This is a genomic window from Phyllobacterium sp. 01N428, assembly GCF_056399405.1.
Map to the genome: position 1 here is coordinate 313,953 of NZ_JBFTRH010000001.1, position 18,029 is coordinate 331,981.

Annotated in this window: 18 protein-coding genes and 1 tRNA gene; 8 read left to right on the plus strand and 11 right to left on the minus strand. The window is 60.4% G+C overall.

What is annotated here, in order from left to right; genetic code table 11:
* The first annotated feature begins 127 nt into the window (after positions 1 to 127).
* From AC1DNI_RS01510 to AC1DNI_RS01520, 3 genes are all read left to right on the plus strand, one after another.
* A tRNA-Ala gene (locus AC1DNI_RS01510) sits at positions 128 to 203 on the plus strand.
* Between the two features lie 144 nt (positions 204 to 347).
* The gene (locus tag AC1DNI_RS01515) at positions 348 to 704 is read left to right on the plus strand and encodes a hypothetical protein (protein ID WP_477690564.1); all 357 of its coding nucleotides are present in this window, start codon (positions 348 to 350) and stop codon (positions 702 to 704) included.
* Positions 705 to 993: 289 nt separating this feature from the next.
* Entirely contained in the window at positions 994 to 2,250 is a 1,257-nt protein-coding gene (locus AC1DNI_RS01520) for an acyltransferase family protein (RefSeq protein ID WP_477690565.1), read from the plus strand.
* On the opposite strand, the gene AC1DNI_RS01525 is transcribed toward AC1DNI_RS01520, so the two are convergent.
* Positions 2,187 to 3,011, minus strand: a complete 825-nt coding sequence (locus tag AC1DNI_RS01525; RefSeq protein WP_477690566.1) for an NIPSNAP family protein — start codon at positions 3,009 to 3,011, stop codon at positions 2,187 to 2,189. The two genes, AC1DNI_RS01520 and AC1DNI_RS01525, sit on opposite strands and share 64 nt — an antisense overlap.
* Before the next feature lie 33 nt (positions 3,012 to 3,044).
* Here AC1DNI_RS01525 and AC1DNI_RS01530 point away from each other — a divergent pair, with 33 nt between their 5' ends.
* Complete coding sequence (locus tag AC1DNI_RS01530; RefSeq protein WP_477690567.1) at positions 3,045 to 3,722, plus strand: TetR/AcrR family transcriptional regulator; 678 nt, start codon at positions 3,045 to 3,047, stop codon at positions 3,720 to 3,722.
* Here AC1DNI_RS01530 and AC1DNI_RS01535 read toward each other — a convergent pair.
* On the minus strand, positions 3,719 to 4,612 hold the full coding sequence (locus tag AC1DNI_RS01535; RefSeq protein WP_477690568.1) for a LysR family transcriptional regulator: 894 nt from the start codon (positions 4,610 to 4,612) through the stop codon (positions 3,719 to 3,721). The genes AC1DNI_RS01530 and AC1DNI_RS01535 overlap by 4 nt on opposite strands.
* A gap of 124 nt (positions 4,613 to 4,736) precedes the next feature.
* Here AC1DNI_RS01535 and AC1DNI_RS01540 point away from each other — a divergent pair, with 124 nt between their 5' ends.
* Entirely contained in the window at positions 4,737 to 5,477 is a 741-nt protein-coding gene (locus AC1DNI_RS01540; RefSeq protein WP_477690569.1) for an SDR family oxidoreductase, read from the plus strand.
* A 61-nt stretch (positions 5,478 to 5,538) separates the two neighbouring features.
* Here the strand turns inward: AC1DNI_RS01540 and AC1DNI_RS01545 are convergent, their stop codons facing one another.
* On the minus strand, positions 5,539 to 7,380 hold the full coding sequence (locus AC1DNI_RS01545; protein ID WP_477691456.1) for a peptidoglycan L,D-endopeptidase MepK: 1,842 nt from the start codon (positions 7,378 to 7,380) through the stop codon (positions 5,539 to 5,541).
* 395 nt (positions 7,381 to 7,775) lie between these two features.
* Here AC1DNI_RS01545 and AC1DNI_RS01550 point away from each other — a divergent pair, with 395 nt between their 5' ends.
* Positions 7,776 to 8,741, plus strand: coding sequence for a DMT family transporter (locus AC1DNI_RS01550; protein WP_477690570.1), 966 nt, complete (start codon positions 7,776 to 7,778; stop codon positions 8,739 to 8,741).
* Positions 8,742 to 8,750: 9 nt separating this feature from the next.
* Here AC1DNI_RS01550 and AC1DNI_RS01555 read toward each other — a convergent pair whose 3' ends face one another.
* From AC1DNI_RS01555 to AC1DNI_RS01570, 4 genes are all read right to left on the minus strand, one after another.
* Positions 8,751 to 9,224, minus strand: coding sequence for an SRPBCC family protein (locus AC1DNI_RS01555; protein WP_027230824.1), 474 nt, complete (start codon positions 9,222 to 9,224; stop codon positions 8,751 to 8,753).
* 4 nt (positions 9,225 to 9,228) lie between these two features.
* The gene (locus tag AC1DNI_RS01560; RefSeq protein WP_027230823.1) at positions 9,229 to 9,561 is read right to left on the minus strand and encodes an ArsR/SmtB family transcription factor; all 333 of its coding nucleotides are present in this window, start codon (positions 9,559 to 9,561) and stop codon (positions 9,229 to 9,231) included.
* A gap of 85 nt (positions 9,562 to 9,646) precedes the next feature.
* On the minus strand, positions 9,647 to 9,841 hold the full coding sequence (locus AC1DNI_RS01565) for an eL24 family ribosomal protein (RefSeq protein ID WP_036813545.1): 195 nt from the start codon (positions 9,839 to 9,841) through the stop codon (positions 9,647 to 9,649).
* A complete protein-coding gene (locus AC1DNI_RS01570; RefSeq protein WP_477690571.1) occupies positions 9,834 to 10,325 on the minus strand; it encodes an OsmC family protein in 492 nt (163 codons plus the stop codon). The genes AC1DNI_RS01565 and AC1DNI_RS01570 overlap by 8 nt, the downstream gene beginning before the upstream one ends.
* 104 nt (positions 10,326 to 10,429) lie before the next feature.
* Here AC1DNI_RS01570 and AC1DNI_RS01575 point away from each other — a divergent pair, with 104 nt between their 5' ends.
* Positions 10,430 to 11,212, plus strand: a complete 783-nt coding sequence (locus tag AC1DNI_RS01575) for an SDR family oxidoreductase (RefSeq protein ID WP_477690572.1) — start codon at positions 10,430 to 10,432, stop codon at positions 11,210 to 11,212.
* On the opposite strand, the gene AC1DNI_RS01580 is transcribed toward AC1DNI_RS01575, so the two are convergent.
* Together AC1DNI_RS01580 and AC1DNI_RS01585 are read right to left on the minus strand one after the other, a co-directional pair.
* Entirely contained in the window at positions 11,213 to 11,899 is a 687-nt protein-coding gene (locus AC1DNI_RS01580) for a response regulator (protein WP_477690573.1), read from the minus strand.
* Positions 11,896 to 14,604, minus strand: a complete 2,709-nt coding sequence (locus tag AC1DNI_RS01585; protein ID WP_477690574.1) for an ATP-binding protein — start codon at positions 14,602 to 14,604, stop codon at positions 11,896 to 11,898. The genes AC1DNI_RS01580 and AC1DNI_RS01585 overlap by 4 nt, the downstream gene beginning before the upstream one ends.
* 150 nt (positions 14,605 to 14,754) lie before the next feature.
* Here AC1DNI_RS01585 and AC1DNI_RS01590 point away from each other — a divergent pair, with 150 nt between their 5' ends.
* A complete protein-coding gene (locus AC1DNI_RS01590) occupies positions 14,755 to 15,048 on the plus strand; it encodes a Dabb family protein (RefSeq protein WP_091947242.1) in 294 nt (97 codons plus the stop codon).
* A 7-nt stretch (positions 15,049 to 15,055) separates the two neighbouring features.
* On the opposite strand, the gene cueR is transcribed toward AC1DNI_RS01590, so the two are convergent.
* Together cueR and AC1DNI_RS01600 are read right to left on the minus strand one after the other, a co-directional pair.
* Positions 15,056 to 15,445 carry a Cu(I)-responsive transcriptional regulator gene (gene cueR, locus AC1DNI_RS01595; protein ID WP_477690575.1) on the minus strand — a complete coding sequence of 130 codons (390 nt, stop codon included), beginning with the start codon at positions 15,443 to 15,445 and terminating at the stop codon, positions 15,056 to 15,058.
* 7 nt (positions 15,446 to 15,452) lie between these two features.
* On the minus strand, positions 15,453 to 17,954 hold the full coding sequence (locus tag AC1DNI_RS01600; protein ID WP_477690576.1) for a heavy metal translocating P-type ATPase: 2,502 nt from the start codon (positions 17,952 to 17,954) through the stop codon (positions 15,453 to 15,455).
* Positions 17,955 to 18,029: the final 75 nt, after the last annotated feature.

Below are 18,029 nucleotides of genomic sequence, written 5' to 3' on the forward strand. Positions count from 1 at the left end.
AAAATAACCGGCGAACAGGACTTGATCTTCCCGGCGGCGGGAGATAAGTACCCGCCCGGGCAAGGCGCCAGACCTTGCCGAACAGTTTGCCGGTTTACCCGGCGCGGCCTTTCCGGCCGATTGGAATGGGGCCATAGCTCAGCTGGGAGAGCGCTTGCATGGCATGCAAGAGGTCAGCGGTTCGATCCCGCTTGGCTCCACCAAATTCCATAGAACAATCCGATCTCTTTTGGAAATCTCACATCGGAGCACCCGAGCCCAGTTTGGCGTGCCAATGCGATTTGTTAAGAATGCCAGTTTACAACAGGGCGAGTTGTTTCTCCTGAGAAAAACGGCGATCTGTACCTATGACCGACTTCGGCAGGATTGTAACCGTTCTCTCAATGGTCCTGGGCCTGGGGGTGACACGCCTGCTGCTTGGCTTGGTCACTGTGTTCCGCATCCGGCGCGAAAGTCCACTTGACTGGGTGCCGCTCGCATGGGCGGCGATCCTGTTCGCTATCCAACTTCAATACTGGTGGGCCATTACCCTGCTGCCATCTGTGAAGCCAACGTTTTCTTTCCCAGATTTTATCTTCCTTGTTCTCCTCACACTGATGCTCTTCCTATCGGCAGCGCTGATGCTGCCGAGCAGAAGTGAGGATGAAAAAACGGGCTGCGCGTCTATTTTGAACATGACGGGCGATACGCCCTCCTATCGCTGACTGGCTTCCTCCTGCTCGCTTTCCTCGTGAATATTTTCTTTTTCAAATCGTCGCCTTTGTCTGCATGGGCCTTGACGGACGTTCCAATGATTGTACTGCCCGTCGCAACCTTCTTCGCCAGGTCGCGCAAGCTATACGCAGCGCTGACAATTGCGTATTTGCCGCTTGTGGCCTGGGACGTTTATATATCGTGATTAACTACGAGGAGATGTGCCGCCCGCACGGGCGTTGCATCGCTCCGGTTTATGTGCGAATGGCGGGTAAATTCTCCATGGTGGGCCGCTCCTGAATGACCGTTTATGCCATTTGGCCATCATTCATCGCTATTGGCTTGGTCATGCTGCTCGCTTGCCTGCCGGTCTTCGATCGGGCGGGATCTGGTCCAGCCAGGGGTCGGCGCATCGATGCGGTGGATGGGCTGCGGGGATTTCTGGCACTTGCCGTCGTGCTCCACCATTCCATTATTTACTATGAGTTCATGCGCAATGGCGTCTGGGCAGTGCCACCGTCGCGCTTCTACACCCTGACCGGACAATTGGGTGTTGCCTATTTTTTCGTGATCACGGGCTATCTGTTCTGGGGCAAGATCGTCAGGGCGAGGGGATCGCTTGATTTTGCCAGTCTCATGCTAGGCCGCCTGTTCAGGCTGGGCCCGGTCTACCTGCTTGTCGCCTCGATCGCCATGGCCATCATGTTCGTCAGGTCCGGCGCGCGGCTGAACGTGCCAGCGTCGCAACTTTTCATGGAACTCGTCCAAAACCTGTCCCTTGGTATCTTTCCGCTTGTCGAGATAAACGGTGCCCCGGGCATAGGCACCCTGACGGCGGGGGTCACATGGACCTTGCAATATGAATGGCTTTTCTATTTCGCGCTGCCTTTCCTTGCAATTTTTGCGCGGCGTGATCGCCTGCATTTGCCCTTCGCGGTGCTCGCAACGATGCTGGCGCTGATTTTTGCCTTGATCTCGCCGGACCGCCAGTTTGCACTCTATTCGCTCTTTGGCTTCGGTATGGTGTGCGCATCGCTTGAAGATGAAGGTTTGGTGCTGCGACTGCATCCCGCGTTTGCGTCGATCGGCATTGCCGCGATACTCGCAGTCATAGGGATGAATTATGAAACATCCTATCGCCCGGATGTGTCTATCTTTATCGGAGCGTCCTTCTACTTGGTGCTAAGCGGCGGCACGCTTTTCGGGCTGCTGGTCGCGCGGCCTTCGATCCGGCTCGGAGAAATCAGTTATTGCATTTATCTGATGCAGGGCCTCGCGTTGTTTTCAATCTTCGCCATCCCGCCGTTGCGTAGATTCGCTCTGGCCGCCGACGCATACTATTGGCTAATGATATGCGTGGTCATGGTTGTGCTGGTTCTCGCGGCGCTGGCAGCGCACGTTCTGATCGAGCGGCCCGGCATCGAACTCGGTCGCAGAATTCACCGCAGGGAACGCGAGTCGGTCGCCGCAGCTGGTGAGCGCCAGCCGCAGGTTCATCGCAACGCGGAGCGGCCCGTCGGCGAAAGTCTTGCTACGATGGAATCCGCGATCAAATAGCTTTCCAGCGCCTCCTGCGCGGCTTGCCATGCAATGTCGTTTGTCAGCCGTCTTGTGAAATCGGCATGGGCGGCAAGATTGTCGAAGCGGGAGACGACCACGAAAACATTTTCTCCGAGCCGCACGGGAAGCCGAGAAAAAGTGTTTTCGCTATGCTCCGAAGCCAAAATTGCGAGGCGTCTATCGCCAATCCGGTCCAGAATCGGCTCCAGTACATTGCGGTGAAATGAGAGAAACGCGTTTTCGGCGGGCTCTTTCAGCCTGTATGTCAATGCCTGATAGATTGTCAGAGAGGGCTGCTCGCAGCCGTGCCCGGGCCGGGTATCTGGAAGCCAGAAGCCTCGCGGGTGACCTGTCGGATGCAGGAGAAGCACATCATCGGAATCGAGCATGGTCGCATTGGCAGCGTCGCGATGTCTTGCCCAGACCGGCCCGTCATAGAATGCTGTCAGCGCAGCATGCCGTTCTCGCATGCCGGAAAATCCCCTTAGCCAGACAAATGCATCTGGATCGTCGAGATCACGGAACTGGCCAATGACACGCATGCCGCAGGCTTCCTGGGTTTCGATGAATTCAGCATCGAAGAGTGTGATCAATTCGTCGCGTCGCCCTGGATGTAGCTTGTAGCGGCGTAGCTCCATGATGCTATGCCCCGGCTCGCCGTCCGTCGGATGGGCGGTTTCAACAGTCGTGATCATCGATCCTCCAAAACAAACAGGGCGTCCTGTTTTAATAAAAGACCGGTTGTCCTGTTTTGTCAATCTCGTTATCCTTGATGGAAAGGAGAACTGATCGTGGCCGAGAACGAACTGAAAACGCGCGGTGTGGCGCCCCTGAGCGAAAAGCATCGCCCCGGAGCCCCGGCCGTAGCTGCTGCAGGCAAGCCGAAGCGCACCAATAACCCGCAGGCAATGCGGGCCCGGATCCTTGATGTTGGCGCCGACCTTTTCCAGCGGCACGGCTACAATGCAACGAGCGTGCATGACGTGGTGCGGGCAGCGGGCACCACCGGAGGTGCGCTGCACCATCATTTTGCGACAAAGAAGTCGCTTGGCCTTGCCGTCATCGCCGAGCGGGTGGCGCCGGAAGTCGAGGCGACCGCCATCCAGCCGGTTTCAAATGCATCATCGGCCGCGTCGGGGATTCGTGCGGTGTTCAACGGTGTTGCTGATACGCTCGAACATAACCGGGCAGTGACCGGTTGCCCGCTGAACAACCTCGCGCTCGAACTTTCACTGGCCGATCCAGACTTTCGCGAAGCGGTCAACGCCGTCTTCGATCGTTGGCGCGCCGCGCTTTCCTTCCGCTTGCACGCTGATCATCCGGAAATGGACGAAGCACGCGCGCACGATCTCGCCACGCTCGTGGTTGCCAGCTATTCGGGGGCGATGGCGATGGCCAAGACCAGCCAGAGCGCGGCGCCGCTGCGCGCCTGCGCAACCCAACTCGAGACCTTGCTGCGCAGAACCTAGAGCGGCGCTCGGGCGAATATTTCGGTCAGCCAGTCAGCGAAGACGCGCACGCGCGAAGAAAGCTGGCGGTTCTGCGGATAGAGCACCGAAACGATCATTGGCGGTGGCGGGCTCCCGGGGAGAATGACGCGCAGGCTTCCTTCAGCAAGTTCATTCGCGATACGATAACGTGGCACCTGGATGAGCCCGAGGCCGGCAATTGCGGATGCGGCATAAATATCCGCGCCCGTCACCGAAACGGGTCCCGGCAAGTTCACAAGTCTGAGACCTGTTTGCGTGGCGAATTCCAGCGGAAACGGCTTGCCCGTACCGCTGGAAGCATAATTGACGGCCTGATGTCCGGTGAGGTCATCCAGGCTCCTTGGCTCGCCAAGCCGGGCAAGGTAAGCCGGGCTCGCACAGGTGACCTGCTGCATCTCGGCAATCTTGCGTCCGACCATGGTGGAATCCTTGAGGTCGCCGGCGCGCAGGACGCAGTCGACTCCCTCCTGAACGAGATCGACAAGCCGGTCGCCTTCGCCGATGCTGAGTTCGAGGGCGGCGTAACGATTGAGGAAATCGGGCAGTGCCGGTATCACGAAATGTCGCGCCAACGTGCCTTGCAGGTTTACCCGCAAAAGACCCTTCGGCGCCGAGTCGCGGAACGATGCTTCCGCTTCCTCCATGTCGGCGAGGAGGCGCAGGCAACGGTCGTAATAGGCTTCGCCGTCGAGTGTCGGGTTTACCTGGCGTGTCGTGCGGTCGAGCAGGCGCGTCCCCAGGCGCTCTTCAAGGCGCTGCATAGCGTTGGTCACTGTCGCGCGCGGAATGTGAAGATCGTCCGCAGCATTGGTGAAACTGCGCCGCTCGACGATGCGTACGAATATCTGCATATCGCGAAAGCGATCCATGCCGACGCCTACTCTCGTTCAATTGTTATAGAATATCGAATAGTAATGCCAATTATTGGCTAATTATGCAGAAAGCGGTTTGCGGCATAGTGGAGCAAATGTCAACGTGACAGGAGTTCCATCGATGACACAGACCGATAAAAGGATCGCAATCGTCACAGGCGCAGCGCGTGGTATTGGTGCGGCGGTTGCAGAGCGGCTCGCAAATGACGGTTTTGCCGTCGTCATCAATTATGCGAACAGCGCCAGGGAAGCCGAGGCGCTTGCGGCCAAGCTCGGCAAGGCGGGCCAAAGGGCGATCACCGTGCAGGCGGATGTTGCCAAGGCCGAAGAAGTGCGGCGGATGTTCGATCTTGTCGAGGCGGAACTCGGCAAGGTCAGCGTTCTCATCAACAATGCCGGCATCATGAAGGTTCAGCCGCTTGCCGAAACCAGCGACGCGGTTTTCGAACAGCAGTTCGCTACGAATGTTCAGGGCACATTCAACACGATGCGCGAGGCTGCCGGCAGGATGGGCGATGGCAGCCGCATCATCAACTTTTCAACTTCGGTGGTCGGGACCAACCTTCCGGGCTACGCCGTCTATGCCGGTACCAAGGCGGCGGTCGAAACATTCACCCGCATCTTCGCCAAGGAACTGCGCGGCCGCAACATAACGGTCAATGCCGTTGCGCCGGGGCCGGTTGCGACCGATCTCTTCCTTGCAGGCAAGAGCGAGGAACTTGTCCAGCAGCTCAGCAAGGCTGCGCCCATGGAACGGCTTGGACAGCCGGATGATATCGCCCGCGTCGTCTCGTTTCTCGCGGGTCCGGATGGCGGCTGGATCAACGGACAGGTCGTGCGCGCCAATGGCGGGCTGGTCTGAGCCCAAACAGAAAACGGCGGCTGTGAAAGCCGCCGTTGCTCATCTCGGGTTCTTACAGCCGTTACATGCCGCTGGTCGGCTGGAAGCGCGCGATCTGCATGAAGGTCACGGCCTTGCCGGTAAACTTGTTGGCGTCAGCAACAGGCAGTGCTTGCTGGAAGCCGGCGGTATAGACCGTCGTCGGCGCCTTGCGCATCGAGCTGTTGCGTAGAACCGCCGGCACCACCTCTGGCGCTGTGGCGGCGACCTGTTCGGAGGATAACGCCCTATCCGATAGGTCGGAGGACACCTGGATTGCCTTTGCCGTCTGCCCCTGTGCTGCCTGGCGGTGCGGCTTGGCCTTTTTGCTGGTTGTCTTCACACCGCTGTCGAGCATGGCGACCGGGTCGCCCTTGGCTTCGAGCATTGTGCGACGGAGGGACGTCTGTGGTTGAACTGCCGCCATTTGGACATTCTGCTGCGGCTGCAACCGTCCGCCAGTGGTCCCGCTCGTCGTGGGCATTGGCGCGACGAGGCCTGCGGAATCGTCGTCATGGTCGACATCCGCCTGGGCAATGATGGCCTCCGGGCTAAGACTGTCATCGGGAACGGCGATGACGTCCTGTTCTGCGGCGGCAGGGGCAGGTGCTGCGGCCAGGACCGGGCGCTGGCTCGGGACAACCGAAGCAACCTTCATGTCTGGCTGCTTCGGCTTGTCGAAGGGCACGGGAACAAGAGCGTTGGCCATGGCCGGTTGGGACTGATCGGCGGCCTCGGCGGGCTGCTCGATATTTGCTGCAATGAGTTCGCGGATCGCGCTGGCGCTGTCGTCGGGTCGCGTCTCGGGCACGGCGACCGCGGCAGTGTTCTGCGCGAGCGCATTAAGCGTCGAAGGATCGCCCGGCGCGGGTGTCGGCGCGTAGTCTGGACGGCGCAGCGGTACCGGCACGGCAAAGGCGAGAGCGGCATTGTCTTCGGGCGTTATGGCGACGGGCGCCGGTGCTTCCTGGCGCGGCGCGGCCAAAGGCTGCGGAACCCGGGCGGGTAGCTCCGGGGCAGCCGGAGTTGCGGTTGCCGCAGGTGCTGCCGCCGGTTGCGGCTGTGCCGCCACTGCCGGTGCCGCACCGCCATCGTCCGCATCCTCGCCTGCCGGAGCCTGGGCAACGGCGCGCGAGGGCTTGGCCGTTGAAGCGACCGCGACAGAGCTCTCGCTCGAATCCTCTTCCTCGTCCGCACCGCCGCCAAAGAGCAGGCCGAACAGGGTCTTGCCTTTCCGGCTGGAGCCCGATGACGAGCTTGCAATCTGCATCGAGCTGCCGTTGCGACGGCGGGCTTCATAGGCGGCGACCGCCTGTTCATAGCCGGGCAGCGGCCGTCCGTCGGATGGAACATGGATCGTCTTGCCGTCCGGGAAGACCGCGAGGAGTTCCTTGCGGCTCATGCGCGGCCAGTGGCGGACATTGCCGACGTCGGTGTGAATGAAGGGGGATCCCGAACGGGGATAATAACCGACGCCGCCAGCCTCGTAGCGCAGCGCAGTGGCACGCAGGGTCGCAAGCTTCACGCCGGGCAGGTACCAGTCCATGGCTTTGCCGAGCATGTGCTGGCTCTTGCGGGCGACACCGCGCGTACGTGAGCGCAGCATGGAATTGGTTGCTGGAGAGCGGTAGGCCGAAACAACGTGGATATAATCGCGCCCGCCAACCCTGTCATAGACCTGCCAGACAAGATCGAACAGGCGGGGGTCCATCTTTGTCGGTTCGTTGCGGCGCCAGTCGCGCAGGAAACGGTTCAACTTATTGAGGCCGTCCTGCTGATAACGGCCGTTCCGTTTGAAGGTTATTTCGGCGCGTTCGTTGGTGTGGACGAAATAGAGCCGCAGCGTGCGGGTCTCGGCAAAGGCCTCGGCGGAGGAAAACAGCATCGACAGGAAAAGGACGAAGGGTCCAAACCAGCGGCCGCTGATCGGGAAAACTGTCTTCGATAGGCCGCTTTTTGCTTCACTCACGCTAGACAATATCGTTCCAATCCTGACCGTTTTCCAAAGCACCGAATAGCTGGACTATCCGATTTATTGGTTAATGACCACTTTATTGATGCACACGAGCATCCGATTTAAATGTTTATGAACGCTTCCCCAGACAGGCTGTCTTCCCTAAAAGGACATATTCAAGTCGAGATTATGGCTGACATTGCAATTGGTTGCGCTAAATCTGCTTATTTTTGCGCCACAGGTGGGCTTTTGGTTGTTTGGGCTGGATTGGCCAAGAAAAATAGCGCAAACCAGCCGGATCAAAAATCTCCCCAGGATAGAACCGAATGTCCGCTCCATCGGATACCCATATTCACGCATCCGCATCGCCTGCAGCCCGCAACGGCGTCGTTTTGATGCTGCTTGGCATGCTTATGTTTTCCCTCAACGATGTGATGGGCAAATGGCTGGTATCGACCTATTCGGTCGGCCAAGTGGTTTTCATCCGCAGCGTCGCCGCGCTCATCATCCTGGCGCCGTTCATCTGGTTCAACGGACCGGAGAAGCTGTTTCACGTCGATCGCCCGCGCCTGCAGTTGCTGCGCGCGGTTCTCTCGACCGTGGAGGTCTTCGCCTTCTATTTCGCCGTGGTCTACCTGCCGCTTGCCGACGTGATGACCTACTGGCTGGCGGCGCCCATCTATGTGGCCGCGGTCTCGCCCTTCATCCTGAAGGAGCCCGTCGGCTGGCGTCGCTGGAGCGCCATCGTCATCGGCTTTGTCGGCGTGGTTATCGCACTTGAACCGTCGTCCCAGGCTTTGACACCACAGGCAATCATCTCGATTTTCGGTAGCGTGGCGTTTGCCTTCATGCTGCTGCTTGGCCGATCCTTGCGCGGGACACCTGATACGACGTTGGTTTTCTGGCAGATCGTCGGTGCCGGTGCAGCGGGGCTGGTTGCCATCGTGTTCGACTGGAAGCCGGTGAGCTTGCGCGATCTGCTGCTCCTCGGCCTTCTCGGCGTCGTCGCCATGCTCGCCCATGTCCTTGTCAACCGTGCTCTCAAGCTCGCGGACGCGGCAACCGTAGCGCCGCTGCAGTATACGTTGCTGTTCTGGGCAATTGTCTTCGGCTGGCTGGTGTTCGGTGACGTTCCGCGCATGTCGATGTTGATCGGGTCGGGCTTCATCGTGGCTTCCGGCCTCTTCATCTTCTTCCGCGAACAACAGCTGAAGCGTCAGGGGCGGATCAAAACCCTCAATCAGACAGTGGTTGCCGGATCCGGCGATGGCGCCGGACCCGGCAACGGTTAGTGATTTCGCTCAGGCGTTTGCTGGCACGGCTTCAAGGGATGCGCCGAGTGCGTCCAGCAGCGAGTCCATCCCACCCCGGCGCACGGCCGGATCGTCGAACTCGTCTAGGAAGGCGCCCTGTTCAGTCAGGACCAGCCGCGTTCCGGTGCCCTCCGGCTTCAGTTCGAGCGTTGCCAGCGAAACGGAGATGCGCTTGCCGTCAAGATGCATCTCGTATGTGTAGATAATGCGCTGGTCCGGCACGATATCCTGGTAGATCGCATCGAAGCGGTGCTGCGGTCCTTCCTTGGGGCCGCCAATGCTGACTTCGCGTCCGCCGACCCTGAAATCTATCTGGTGCTGTGCCGGCCCCCATTCCTCGGGGCCCTTGAACCATTTTGCTTTCGCTTGCGGGTCGCTCAATGCGAAGAACACCCGGGCTGGCGCGGCCGGATAGCTGCGCTCGAGAGTAAAAGTATCATGCGTCACGGATCGCTTGGTCATGCTTTTATCCCTTTGTTTGATCGGCGAGGAAATCGCCGAGCCTGTCGAGGCGCAGTTCCCACGTCCTGCGCCGATCCATCATCCAGTCCTCGGCCGTCTGCAGTGCCACCCAGTCGACACGGCAGGTGCGCACGCGCCCGACCTTCTCAGATCGCACCAGCCCGCTCGCTTCGAGAACCTGCAAATGCTGCACCACGGCCGGCAGCGACATTGTGAGGGGCTTGGCGAGTTCGCTGACCGAGGCTGGTCCCTTGCTCAACCGCTCGATCATGCTGCGCCGGGACGGATCCGCGAGCGCCTGAAACATGAGATCGAGCTTGTCCTGTTTGTTAAGCATATACTTAAGTATCGCAATATGAGCGGGCTGTCAATCGGCGGAGTCGTCGGAAAATCAGGCGGGTGTTGTTAAAGCAAGTCCGGTTCTAAGGATTCGCGTGCGCCACGCGGGCCAGCGCCGCTTCGAAATGGTTGACCGCCTTTTCGAACTTGTCGCGGCAGCCGGGGTTGCAAAAGCCAACGACCGCGCCCTTGTAGAGAGTGAGGCTATCCTCCTTGATCGGATCGCCCGACCAGGGACAATTCCTGTTGACCGCGTCGCTAATCCTCAGTTCATGCATCGTCTTGTTCCTCCCTGGCGCCTTCGACGGCTTCGACCACGACGTGCGTGAGCACGGAATTGGCGATGAAGCATTGTTCGTGGGCTTCGTGATGTATGCCGGCTTCGGTGTCGCGATCTGGGGCCGCGCCAACGTAGGTTATGCCCGGTTTCAACGTAACCCGGCTCACATAAAGCCGGCCACCTTCATTCTTGGCAAGTTCGCCCTCTGCAGCGTCACGATACTGGCGCACAACAAAGCCTTTCTTCGCTGCAATCGAAAGAAAGAACAGCATGTGGCAGCTCGCCAGCGATGCAACGAAGGCTTCTTCGGGGTCGACATTCGCGGGCTCGGAGAAGGGAACGCGGACAATGTGGGGCGACGACGAAGCCGGAACTTCGGCGCCGCCATCGAACTGCCAGACATGGGCACGGCTATACTTGTTGTCGGTGAAGGGTTCGCTGTCCTGTTTTTCCCAAAGGACTGTCGCGCCGAAAGTGGTCATTGCTGCATTTCCCGGATCTGCCGCTGATTTGATCAACCAGAGCTTGTCAAAGCGGCCAAGAATTGTCGATAACCAGTGCCCGGAAAAGAATCGGCGAGGATGAGATGGATCTTGGTATCAAGGGCAGGCGCGCTATCGTCTGTGCGAGCTCGAAGGGGCTGGGGCGCGGCGTAGCAGAAAAGCTTGCTGAGGCGGGTGTCGATCTGACTTTGAATGCGCGCACCGAGTCGACGCTCAAGGCGACTGCGGATGCGATAGCGGGCAAGTACGGCGTCAAGGTTCAGATCGTGGCGGAGGACGTCACCATGGAGGCCGGGCGGCAAGCCTTGCTTCAGGCGGAACCGCAGCCTGACATCCTTATCAACAATGCCGGCGGTCCGCCTCCCGGCGTCTGGTCCGACTGGGGCGAAGAAGAGTGGCTGAAGGCGATCAACAACAACATGCTGACGCCGATCCTGCTCATGAAGGCGATTTTGCCGGGTATGATCGAGCGCAAATGGGGACGTGTGGTCAACATCACCTCGGGTTCCGTCAAGTCACCGATCGCGCAGCTCGGGCTTTCCAACGCCGCACGCAGCGGCCTCACCGGCTTTGTCGCGGGAACGTCACGTCAGGTCGCGCGCCATGGCGTTATCATCAACAATCTCCTGCCCGGATCGCATGACACCGACCGAACCAAGGGTTTCATCGAGCGCTCCGCCAAGGAAAAGGGCATATCGATCGAGGAAGCGCGGAAAGAAGCCTATGCCGACAATCCCGCAGGACGCTATGGCACGGCTGAGGAATTCGGCGCGGCCGCGGCATTCCTTTGCAGCCAGTATTCCGGCTTCATCGTCGGCCAGAATCTCCTGCTTGACGGCGGCGCCTACAACTCGACGCTCGGTTGATCACTCGGCGATGAAGCGGTAGCCCACGCCGGGCTCGGTGCGAATGAACTGCGGGTTGTTCGCATCGTCTTCGATCTTTGCCCGCAACTGCCCGACGAACACACGCAAATATTGCAGATCCTCGACATGGGCCGCTCCCCAGACGGAAGCGAGCAACTGGCGATGGGTCACGACCATGCCCGCATGGAGCACAAGGTGGACCAGCAACTGGTACTCCTTGCGCGTCAGGTGCACTTCCTGATCGTTGCGCGTCACGATGCGCTTTGCGGTATCCACGACGAGACCATTCACCTCGAAGCGCGAGGGAACGCTCGCCCCGGCCACCTGACGGCGCAGGCTGGTGCGGATGCGTGCTAAAAGTTCGCCGATGCCGAAGGGCTTTTCCACATAGTCATTGGCGCCGAGATCGAGCGCGGCAATCTTTTCCGCCTCGCGGTCGCGTGCCGAAAGCACAATGATCGGAACATCGGAAAATGCGCGCACAGTCGCGATGACGTCCTTGCCGTCCTTGTCCGGCAGGCCAAGGTCGAGGATGACGAGGTCCGGCGCGCTCGTTGCAACCAGGCGCTCCGCCTCGCCGCCGGTCGCCGCCTGAATGACCTCGTAACCCGACGCCGTCAGTGCCGGATGCAGGAACCGCTGTATTTGCGGCTCATCGTCGACAACGAGGATGCGATGCTGGTTCATTCCTGCGCTCCCGCTGGATTGACGACGGGCAGGCGGATGATGAATCTGGTGCCACGCTTGCGCACGGCAGGGCTTTCCGCCTTGATCGTCCCGCCCATCGACTCGACGAAGCCGCGCGCGATCGAAAGCCCGAGGCCGGTTCCGGGTGCGCGGCCATCGCCCTTGGTACGGCGATAGAACTTGTCGAAAATCTTGTCGAGATCCTTGGGCGGAATACCCTTGCCCTGGTCGGTGACGCTGATGGCCACCGCGCTGTCGTCCTGGCGCGCATAGATCGTAACCGGGCCGTCGCCGGCATATTTCGCTGCATTGTCGAGGAGATTGAACAGGACTTGCCCGAGCATCGCGGCATCGCCTTTGACCATCGGCAGGTCGGGGGCGACACTGATATCGACGACAATATCGGGCTTGAGCTTCTTTATGCGCTCGATCGAGGCGGTGATGACCTCCGACGCATCGACCGGCACGTTCCTGATCTTCAGGGTGCCGGCCTCGATACGGGTCATGTCGAAGAGATTGGCGACGGAACGTGTAAGGCGTCCGGCCTCTTCCTCAATCGAAAGCAGAAGGTCATCCCGGCTCTCCTGCTTTATGCGATCGCCGAGCTGGCGCAGGGTCGTGATCGCACCGGTGATCGAGGCAAGTGGCGTCTTGAGGTCATGGGAAAGCGATGAAAACAGGGCCGTATGCAATTGTTCACTCTCCTGCAGGGCGGTCGTCTTCGCGTTTTCCTTAACAAGTTGTGCGCGATCGATGGCAATGGCCGCCTGATCGAGGATCGCTGTCAGCATGCGGTCATCCTCCTCGGTCAGAACGTCGCGGTCGTCCATTTGGAGACCAATAACCCCCGCAACGCCATGCGAGGTGAGGATGGGCAGGAATTCCCACCCGATCTGCGGCAAGGTCGCGGTGTCGTGGCCAGCCCGCTCGTTCTTCTCAAAAGCCCAGCGCGCCGCGGTCATGTCGGTGCCATCGAGGTTTGAATCCGGCGGCCAGGCCGCCTGCACGCTCAATTCGCCCTCGTCCGGAAGCAGGATGGCTGCGCTCGTCCCGAAAGTCGCGTGCAAGTGCGTCGCCGTCGAGAAAAGCACGTCGTCAAGCCGCGCCGTGCCCGAGAGCTTGCGCGAAAATTCGTAAAGTGCCTGCGTGTTCTTCGCCTGTTGGCGAGAGCGGCCCACCTGTTCGCGCAAACGGCCGGTGAGGTCGCCGATCATCAGCGCGACGGCGAGGAATATGATCAGCGACAGCAGCTGGTGCGGCTTGGCGATGCTGAGATCGTGTATCGGTTCGAGAAAGAAGAAATTATAGAAGACAAAGGCAAGGCCAGCCGCGATCACGGCCGAAAGACGCCCGCAGATCATGCCGGAAAGGATGACGGCAACGAGGAATACCATCGACAGATTCTGCGGATGTACGACATTGCTGGCCGTCAGGCCGAGCAGTGTCGTCGCACCCGTCGTTGCCACGGGCACGCCAACGGCGAGGGCAAGTTCCAGCGGCGAGCGCTTGCGCAGTCTGGGCGGCGCATAGGAAACGTCCTGTTCTTCGCCGGTGACGATATGAACGCCGACATCGGTAAAGCGTTTGATGATTTCATCAGGCAGGGACCGGCGGAACGGATTGGCGAGCCGCCTTGGCTTGGGACGGCCAACAACGATCTGCGTGACATTCTCACGTCGGGCAATGCGGAAGATTTCCTCGACGAAGTCGTCGGCGATGACGCGCCGTGTTTCTGCGCCGAGGCGTTCGGCAAGATCGAGCAGGGCGTCGATGCGCTTGCCGGTCTCGCCGCCGAGATCGCTGGTCTGCGTCATCGAAACGACAAGCCAACGCGCATTGAGACCGGAAGCGAGGCGACTGGCCGTGCGCACAACCTTGTCGGATAGACTGTCGGGGCCGACACAGACGAGGAGGCGCTCGCCCGTTGCCCACGGACCTTCGATCGCCTGCTGGCGCAGGATATCGATCATCTGATCGTCGACGCGATCGGCAGTACGCCGCAACGCAAGCTCGCGCAGGGCAGTGAGATTTGCAGGCTTGAAGAAGCCTTCTGCCGCCCGCTCCGCATTGCCGGGCAGATAGATCTTGCCCTCTTTCAGGCGTTCGATCAGTTCCGCCGGGGGCAGGTCAACGAGAAGGACATCGTCGGCGCGTTTCAACACCGTATCGGGTACAATCTCCCGCACCGTGACGCCTGTAATGCTCGATACGATATCGGATACGCTTTCGAGATGCTGGACGTTCATGGCTGTCCAGACGTCAATGCCGAGCCAGAGCAGTTCCTCGACATCCTGATGACGCTTAGGGTGGCGGCTGCCGGGAACGTTGGTATGGGCGAGCTCATCGACAATGAGCACTTTCGGCTTGCGCGCGATGGCTGCATCGATATCGAATTCCTCGAGGAGCCGCTCGCGATAGGTCACTTCCTTGCGCGGGATAACGTCCAGCCCCTTGAGCAATTCGGCGGTCTCGGCGCGTCCATGGGTTTCGGCAATGCCGACGACGATATCCTCGCCCTCTTCCTTGAGGCGGCGGGCGCGCTGCAACATGGCGTAGGTTTTGCCGACACCGGGTGCCGCGCCGAGAAACACCGTGAGCTTGCCGCGCGTTTCGCGCGTCGCAAGTTGCAGAAGTCTGTCGGGATCGGGTCTGTTTTTTTGACCGTAATCGGCCATGGATGCCTCAAGCTGTTTTATGCGGCCCATACTCAAATCTCAGGGACAGGCCAGAACGTTTACCCCAGCTTCGTCGGAAAAGCCAAGGCGTGGATCGGCTGGGCTGCGACAGCACATCTATTGACGCAACCGGCCGAGTGTGGAAAGTCCCGCGCAAACTATGCAGCAGGAAGCCTAGCCGTGATCCGTCATATTGTGTTTTTCAGTGCCCGGAACAAGGAAGACGTGGGAGCAATTGTCGAGGGCCTCAAGCGCCTCGGCGAAATTCCGCATTCAAATGTGTTCGAAGTGATGCAGAACACGAAGACGGATCCGATCTCCGGCGAGATCGATGTCGTTGTCTATGGCGAGTTCAAGGATGCCGAAGCGCTGGCGGCTTACAAGGCGCATCCGATCTATAGCGAGACGACGGCAGTGGTCCGGCCGATGCGCGAACTGCGCATTTCTGCCGATGTTGTTTCGACGCTTGTCTGACCTTCTGTCAGTTCCTTCCTGAGATCGTCTCGAGAATAGGGCAGTCTGGCCGCTGGTCCCCGTGACAATGGGCGACCAGATGTTGCAGCGTTTGCTTCAACTCGCGCAGTTCCAGGATCTTACGTTCGATCTCGCCGAGTTTCGATTGCGCGATTGCCTTTACGTCGGCGCTGGCGCGCTCCTTGTCCTCGTAGAGCGCAAGAAGCTGTCGGCATTCCTCGACGGAAAATCCAAGGCCGCGCGAGCGCTGCAGGAAGCGCAGCTTGTGCACATCGGACATGGAATAGTCGCGGTAGCCATTTTCCGCACGCCCGGGCTTCAGCAAGCCGATATCCTCGTAATAACGGATCGTCTTGGGCGGCAGGCCGGATTTGTCGGAAGCGGTCCCGATATTCATGGCAACCTCACAGTTTGACGGTGCGCAAGCGCAGCGCGTTGGCAATGACCGAAACCGACGAAAGGCTCATTGCCGCGGCGGCAAGCATCGGCGAAAGCAGAAGGCCAAAGACCGGATAGAGCACGCCCGCCGCGACCGGCACGCCGAGCACGTTGTAGATGAAGGCGAAGAAGAGGTTCTGCTTGATGTTGCGAAGCGTCGCCTCGGCCAAATGACGCGCGCGCACGATGCCGTTGAGGTCGCCCTTGACGAGGGTTATGCCCGCGCTCTCCATGGCAACGTCGGCGCCCGTCCCCATGGCGATGCCGACATCGGCTGCGGCAAGGGCGGGCGCATCGTTGATGCCATCGCCAGCCATCGCAACCCTGGCGCCGCCATGACGCAGTTCATCCACCAGCGCTTTCTTGCTCTCGGGCAGCATATCGGCGCGCACCTCATCGATGCCAAGCTGCGAAGCCACGGCCCGAGCGGTCACGGCGTTGTCGCCTGTCGCCATGATGATCTTCAGACCCGCAGCGTGCAGCAGGCGAATCGCCTCAGCGCTGGTCGCCTTGATCGGATCGGCAACGGCAACAATGCCGGCGGCCTTGCCGTCAACGGCGATGAACAGTGCGCTCTTGCCTGCGGCGCGCAACGCATCGGCGCGATCCTGAAGCGGCAGAACATCGGCGTCGGCATCCTGCATCATGGCGCGGTTGCCGAGCGCAACGTTGCGTCCGCCGACAATACCGGTAACGCCCTTGCCGGTGACGGCTTCGAAACCGGTTGCGTCAGGGACTGCGAGGCCGCGATCCCTGGCGCCGTCGACGATGGCTTCGGCCAACGGATGCTCGGAACCTTTTTCGAGGCCTGCGGCGAGTGCCAGGAGTTCGCCGTCATTGAAAGGCGGCTGCGCGATGAGATCGGTCAACCGTGGCTTGCCTTCGGTCAGCGTGCCGGTCTTGTCGACGATCAGCGTATCGACGCCGGCAAAGCGTTCGAGCGCTTCAGCATCCTTGATGAGAACGCCTGCATGGGCGCCGCGTCCCGTTGCCGTCATGATCGACATCGGCGTTGCCAGACCAAGCGCGCAGGGGCAGGCAATGATGAGCACGGAGACCGCCGCGACAAGGCCGTGGATCATGCTCGGCTCGGGGCCGAGAAACGCCCAGGCGGCGAATGCCAGAATGGCGACGAGCACGACAGTCGGAACGAAATAGCTCGCAACCCGGTCGGCGAGGCCCTGTATCGGCGCGCGCGAACGCTGCGCCGACGCCACCATGCCGACGATCTGCGACAGCACCGTATCCGCGCCGACCTTCTCGGCCTCGATGAGCAGCGTACCGTTGCGATTGAGCGTCCCGCCCGTGATCTGGTCATGCTCGGCTTTCTCAACCGGCAGCGGTTCGCCCGTAATCATGGATTCGTCGATCGAGGTGCGGCCCTCGAGCACGATGCCGTCGACCGGAATGCTTTCGCCCGGACGAACCCGCAGCTTGTCGCCCACCGCGACCTCGTCGAGCGGAACGTCCATCTCTGCACCGTCCACGCCGACGCGACGTGCTGTCTTCGGCGCAAGGTCGAGCAGGGCGCGAATTGCCGAGCCGGTTCGTTCGCGCGCCTTGAGCTCCAGCACCTGGCCGAGAAAGACGAGGGCAACGATCACCGCGGCGGCTTCAAAATAGACCGGAACCATGCCGCCATGGCCACGGAAGGAATGCGGGAAAATATCCGGAAACAGCATCGCGACGACACTGAACGCGTAGGCCGCGCCAACGCCGATGGCGATTAGCGTCCACATGTTAGGGCTTCGATTGACGAATGAGGCAAAGGCGCGCTCGAAAAAGGGGATAGCCGCCCAGACGACGACCGGCGTCGCCAGCGCAAACTCGATCCATACGGCGAGGCGTTCGCCAAGCCAGTCGCGGAACGGGACACCGAGCATCGGCCCCATGGTGATGACGAGCAGCGGCACCGAACAGAGGGCGCTGATCCAGAAGCGGCGGGTGAAATCGACGAGCTCCGGATTGGGGCCTTCGTCGCCGGTCGGTATGCCCATAGGTTCGAGGGCCATGCCGCAGATCGGGCAGGCGCCGGGACCGTCCCGAACGACCTCGGGGTGCATCGGGCACGTATATTGCGTTCCGGCGGGCATAGGCTTCGGCAGGGGGCGGCCGCCGAGATAATCCTCCGGGGCTTTCTCGAACTTCGCCATGCAGCCCGCCGAACAGAAGTAGTATTTCTCGCCTTCCTGGCGAAGGAAATGCTTGGCGGTGGCCCGGTCGACTTTCATGCCGCAGACCGGATCCGTCGCCTCGATATAGGCTTCCGAATCCTTGACGAACTTCGCCTCGCAGCCTGCCGAACAGAAATGGAAAACGCGCCCGCCATGTTCGGCGGTTGGCTTGCCCGCGTCAGGATCCACGACCATCCCGCATACCGGATCGCGAACGACCTCGGCTGCTGCGGATCGATGTCCGCCGCAGCAATTATGGCCGTCGTGCTGGTGGTTCGCGTGCTCGTGCTTCATGGTCCTGCTTTCCGTCTTCAACTAAGTAATGCACGAAAGGTAATCTTTCCAGTGACTGGAAGGTCAAGGGCCACG

Excerpts from the sequence above, each read along its gene's own strand:
- AC1DNI_RS01515 (WP_477690564.1), top strand. The coding sequence starts at position 348 with ATGACCGACTTCGGCAGGATTGTAACCGTTCTCTCAATGGTCCTGGGC.
- AC1DNI_RS01520 (WP_477690565.1), top strand. The coding sequence starts at position 994 with ATGACCGTTTATGCCATTTGGCCATCATTCATCGCTATTGGCTTGGTC.
- AC1DNI_RS01540 (WP_477690569.1), top strand. The coding sequence starts at position 4,737 with ATGACACAGACCGATAAAAGGATCGCAATCGTCACAGGCGCAGCGCGT.
- AC1DNI_RS01545 (WP_477691456.1), bottom strand. The coding sequence starts at position 7,380 with ATGCTGTTTTCCTCCGCCGAGGCCTTTGCCGAGACCCGCACGCTGCGG.
- AC1DNI_RS01580 (WP_477690573.1), bottom strand. The coding sequence starts at position 11,899 with ATGAACCAGCATCGCATCCTCGTTGTCGACGATGAGCCGCAAATACAG.
- AC1DNI_RS01570 (WP_477690571.1), bottom strand. The coding sequence starts at position 10,325 with ATGACCACTTTCGGCGCGACAGTCCTTTGGGAAAAACAGGACAGCGAA.
- AC1DNI_RS01560 (WP_027230823.1), bottom strand. The coding sequence starts at position 9,561 with ATGCTTAACAAACAGGACAAGCTCGATCTCATGTTTCAGGCGCTCGCG.
- AC1DNI_RS01585 (WP_477690574.1), bottom strand. The coding sequence starts at position 14,604 with ATGGGCCGCATAAAACAGCTTGAGGCATCCATGGCCGATTACGGTCAA.
- cueR (WP_477690575.1), bottom strand. The coding sequence starts at position 15,445 with ATGAATATCGGGACCGCTTCCGACAAATCCGGCCTGCCGCCCAAGACG.
- AC1DNI_RS01535 (WP_477690568.1), bottom strand. The coding sequence starts at position 4,612 with ATGGATCGCTTTCGCGATATGCAGATATTCGTACGCATCGTCGAGCGG.
- AC1DNI_RS01555 (WP_027230824.1), bottom strand. The coding sequence starts at position 9,224 with ATGACCAAGCGATCCGTGACGCATGATACTTTTACTCTCGAGCGCAGC.
- AC1DNI_RS01565 (WP_036813545.1), bottom strand. The coding sequence starts at position 9,841 with ATGCATGAACTGAGGATTAGCGACGCGGTCAACAGGAATTGTCCCTGG.
- AC1DNI_RS01550 (WP_477690570.1), top strand. The coding sequence starts at position 7,776 with ATGTCCGCTCCATCGGATACCCATATTCACGCATCCGCATCGCCTGCA.
- AC1DNI_RS01575 (WP_477690572.1), top strand. The coding sequence starts at position 10,430 with ATGGATCTTGGTATCAAGGGCAGGCGCGCTATCGTCTGTGCGAGCTCG.
- AC1DNI_RS01600 (WP_477690576.1), bottom strand. The coding sequence starts at position 17,954 with ATGAAGCACGAGCACGCGAACCACCAGCACGACGGCCATAATTGCTGC.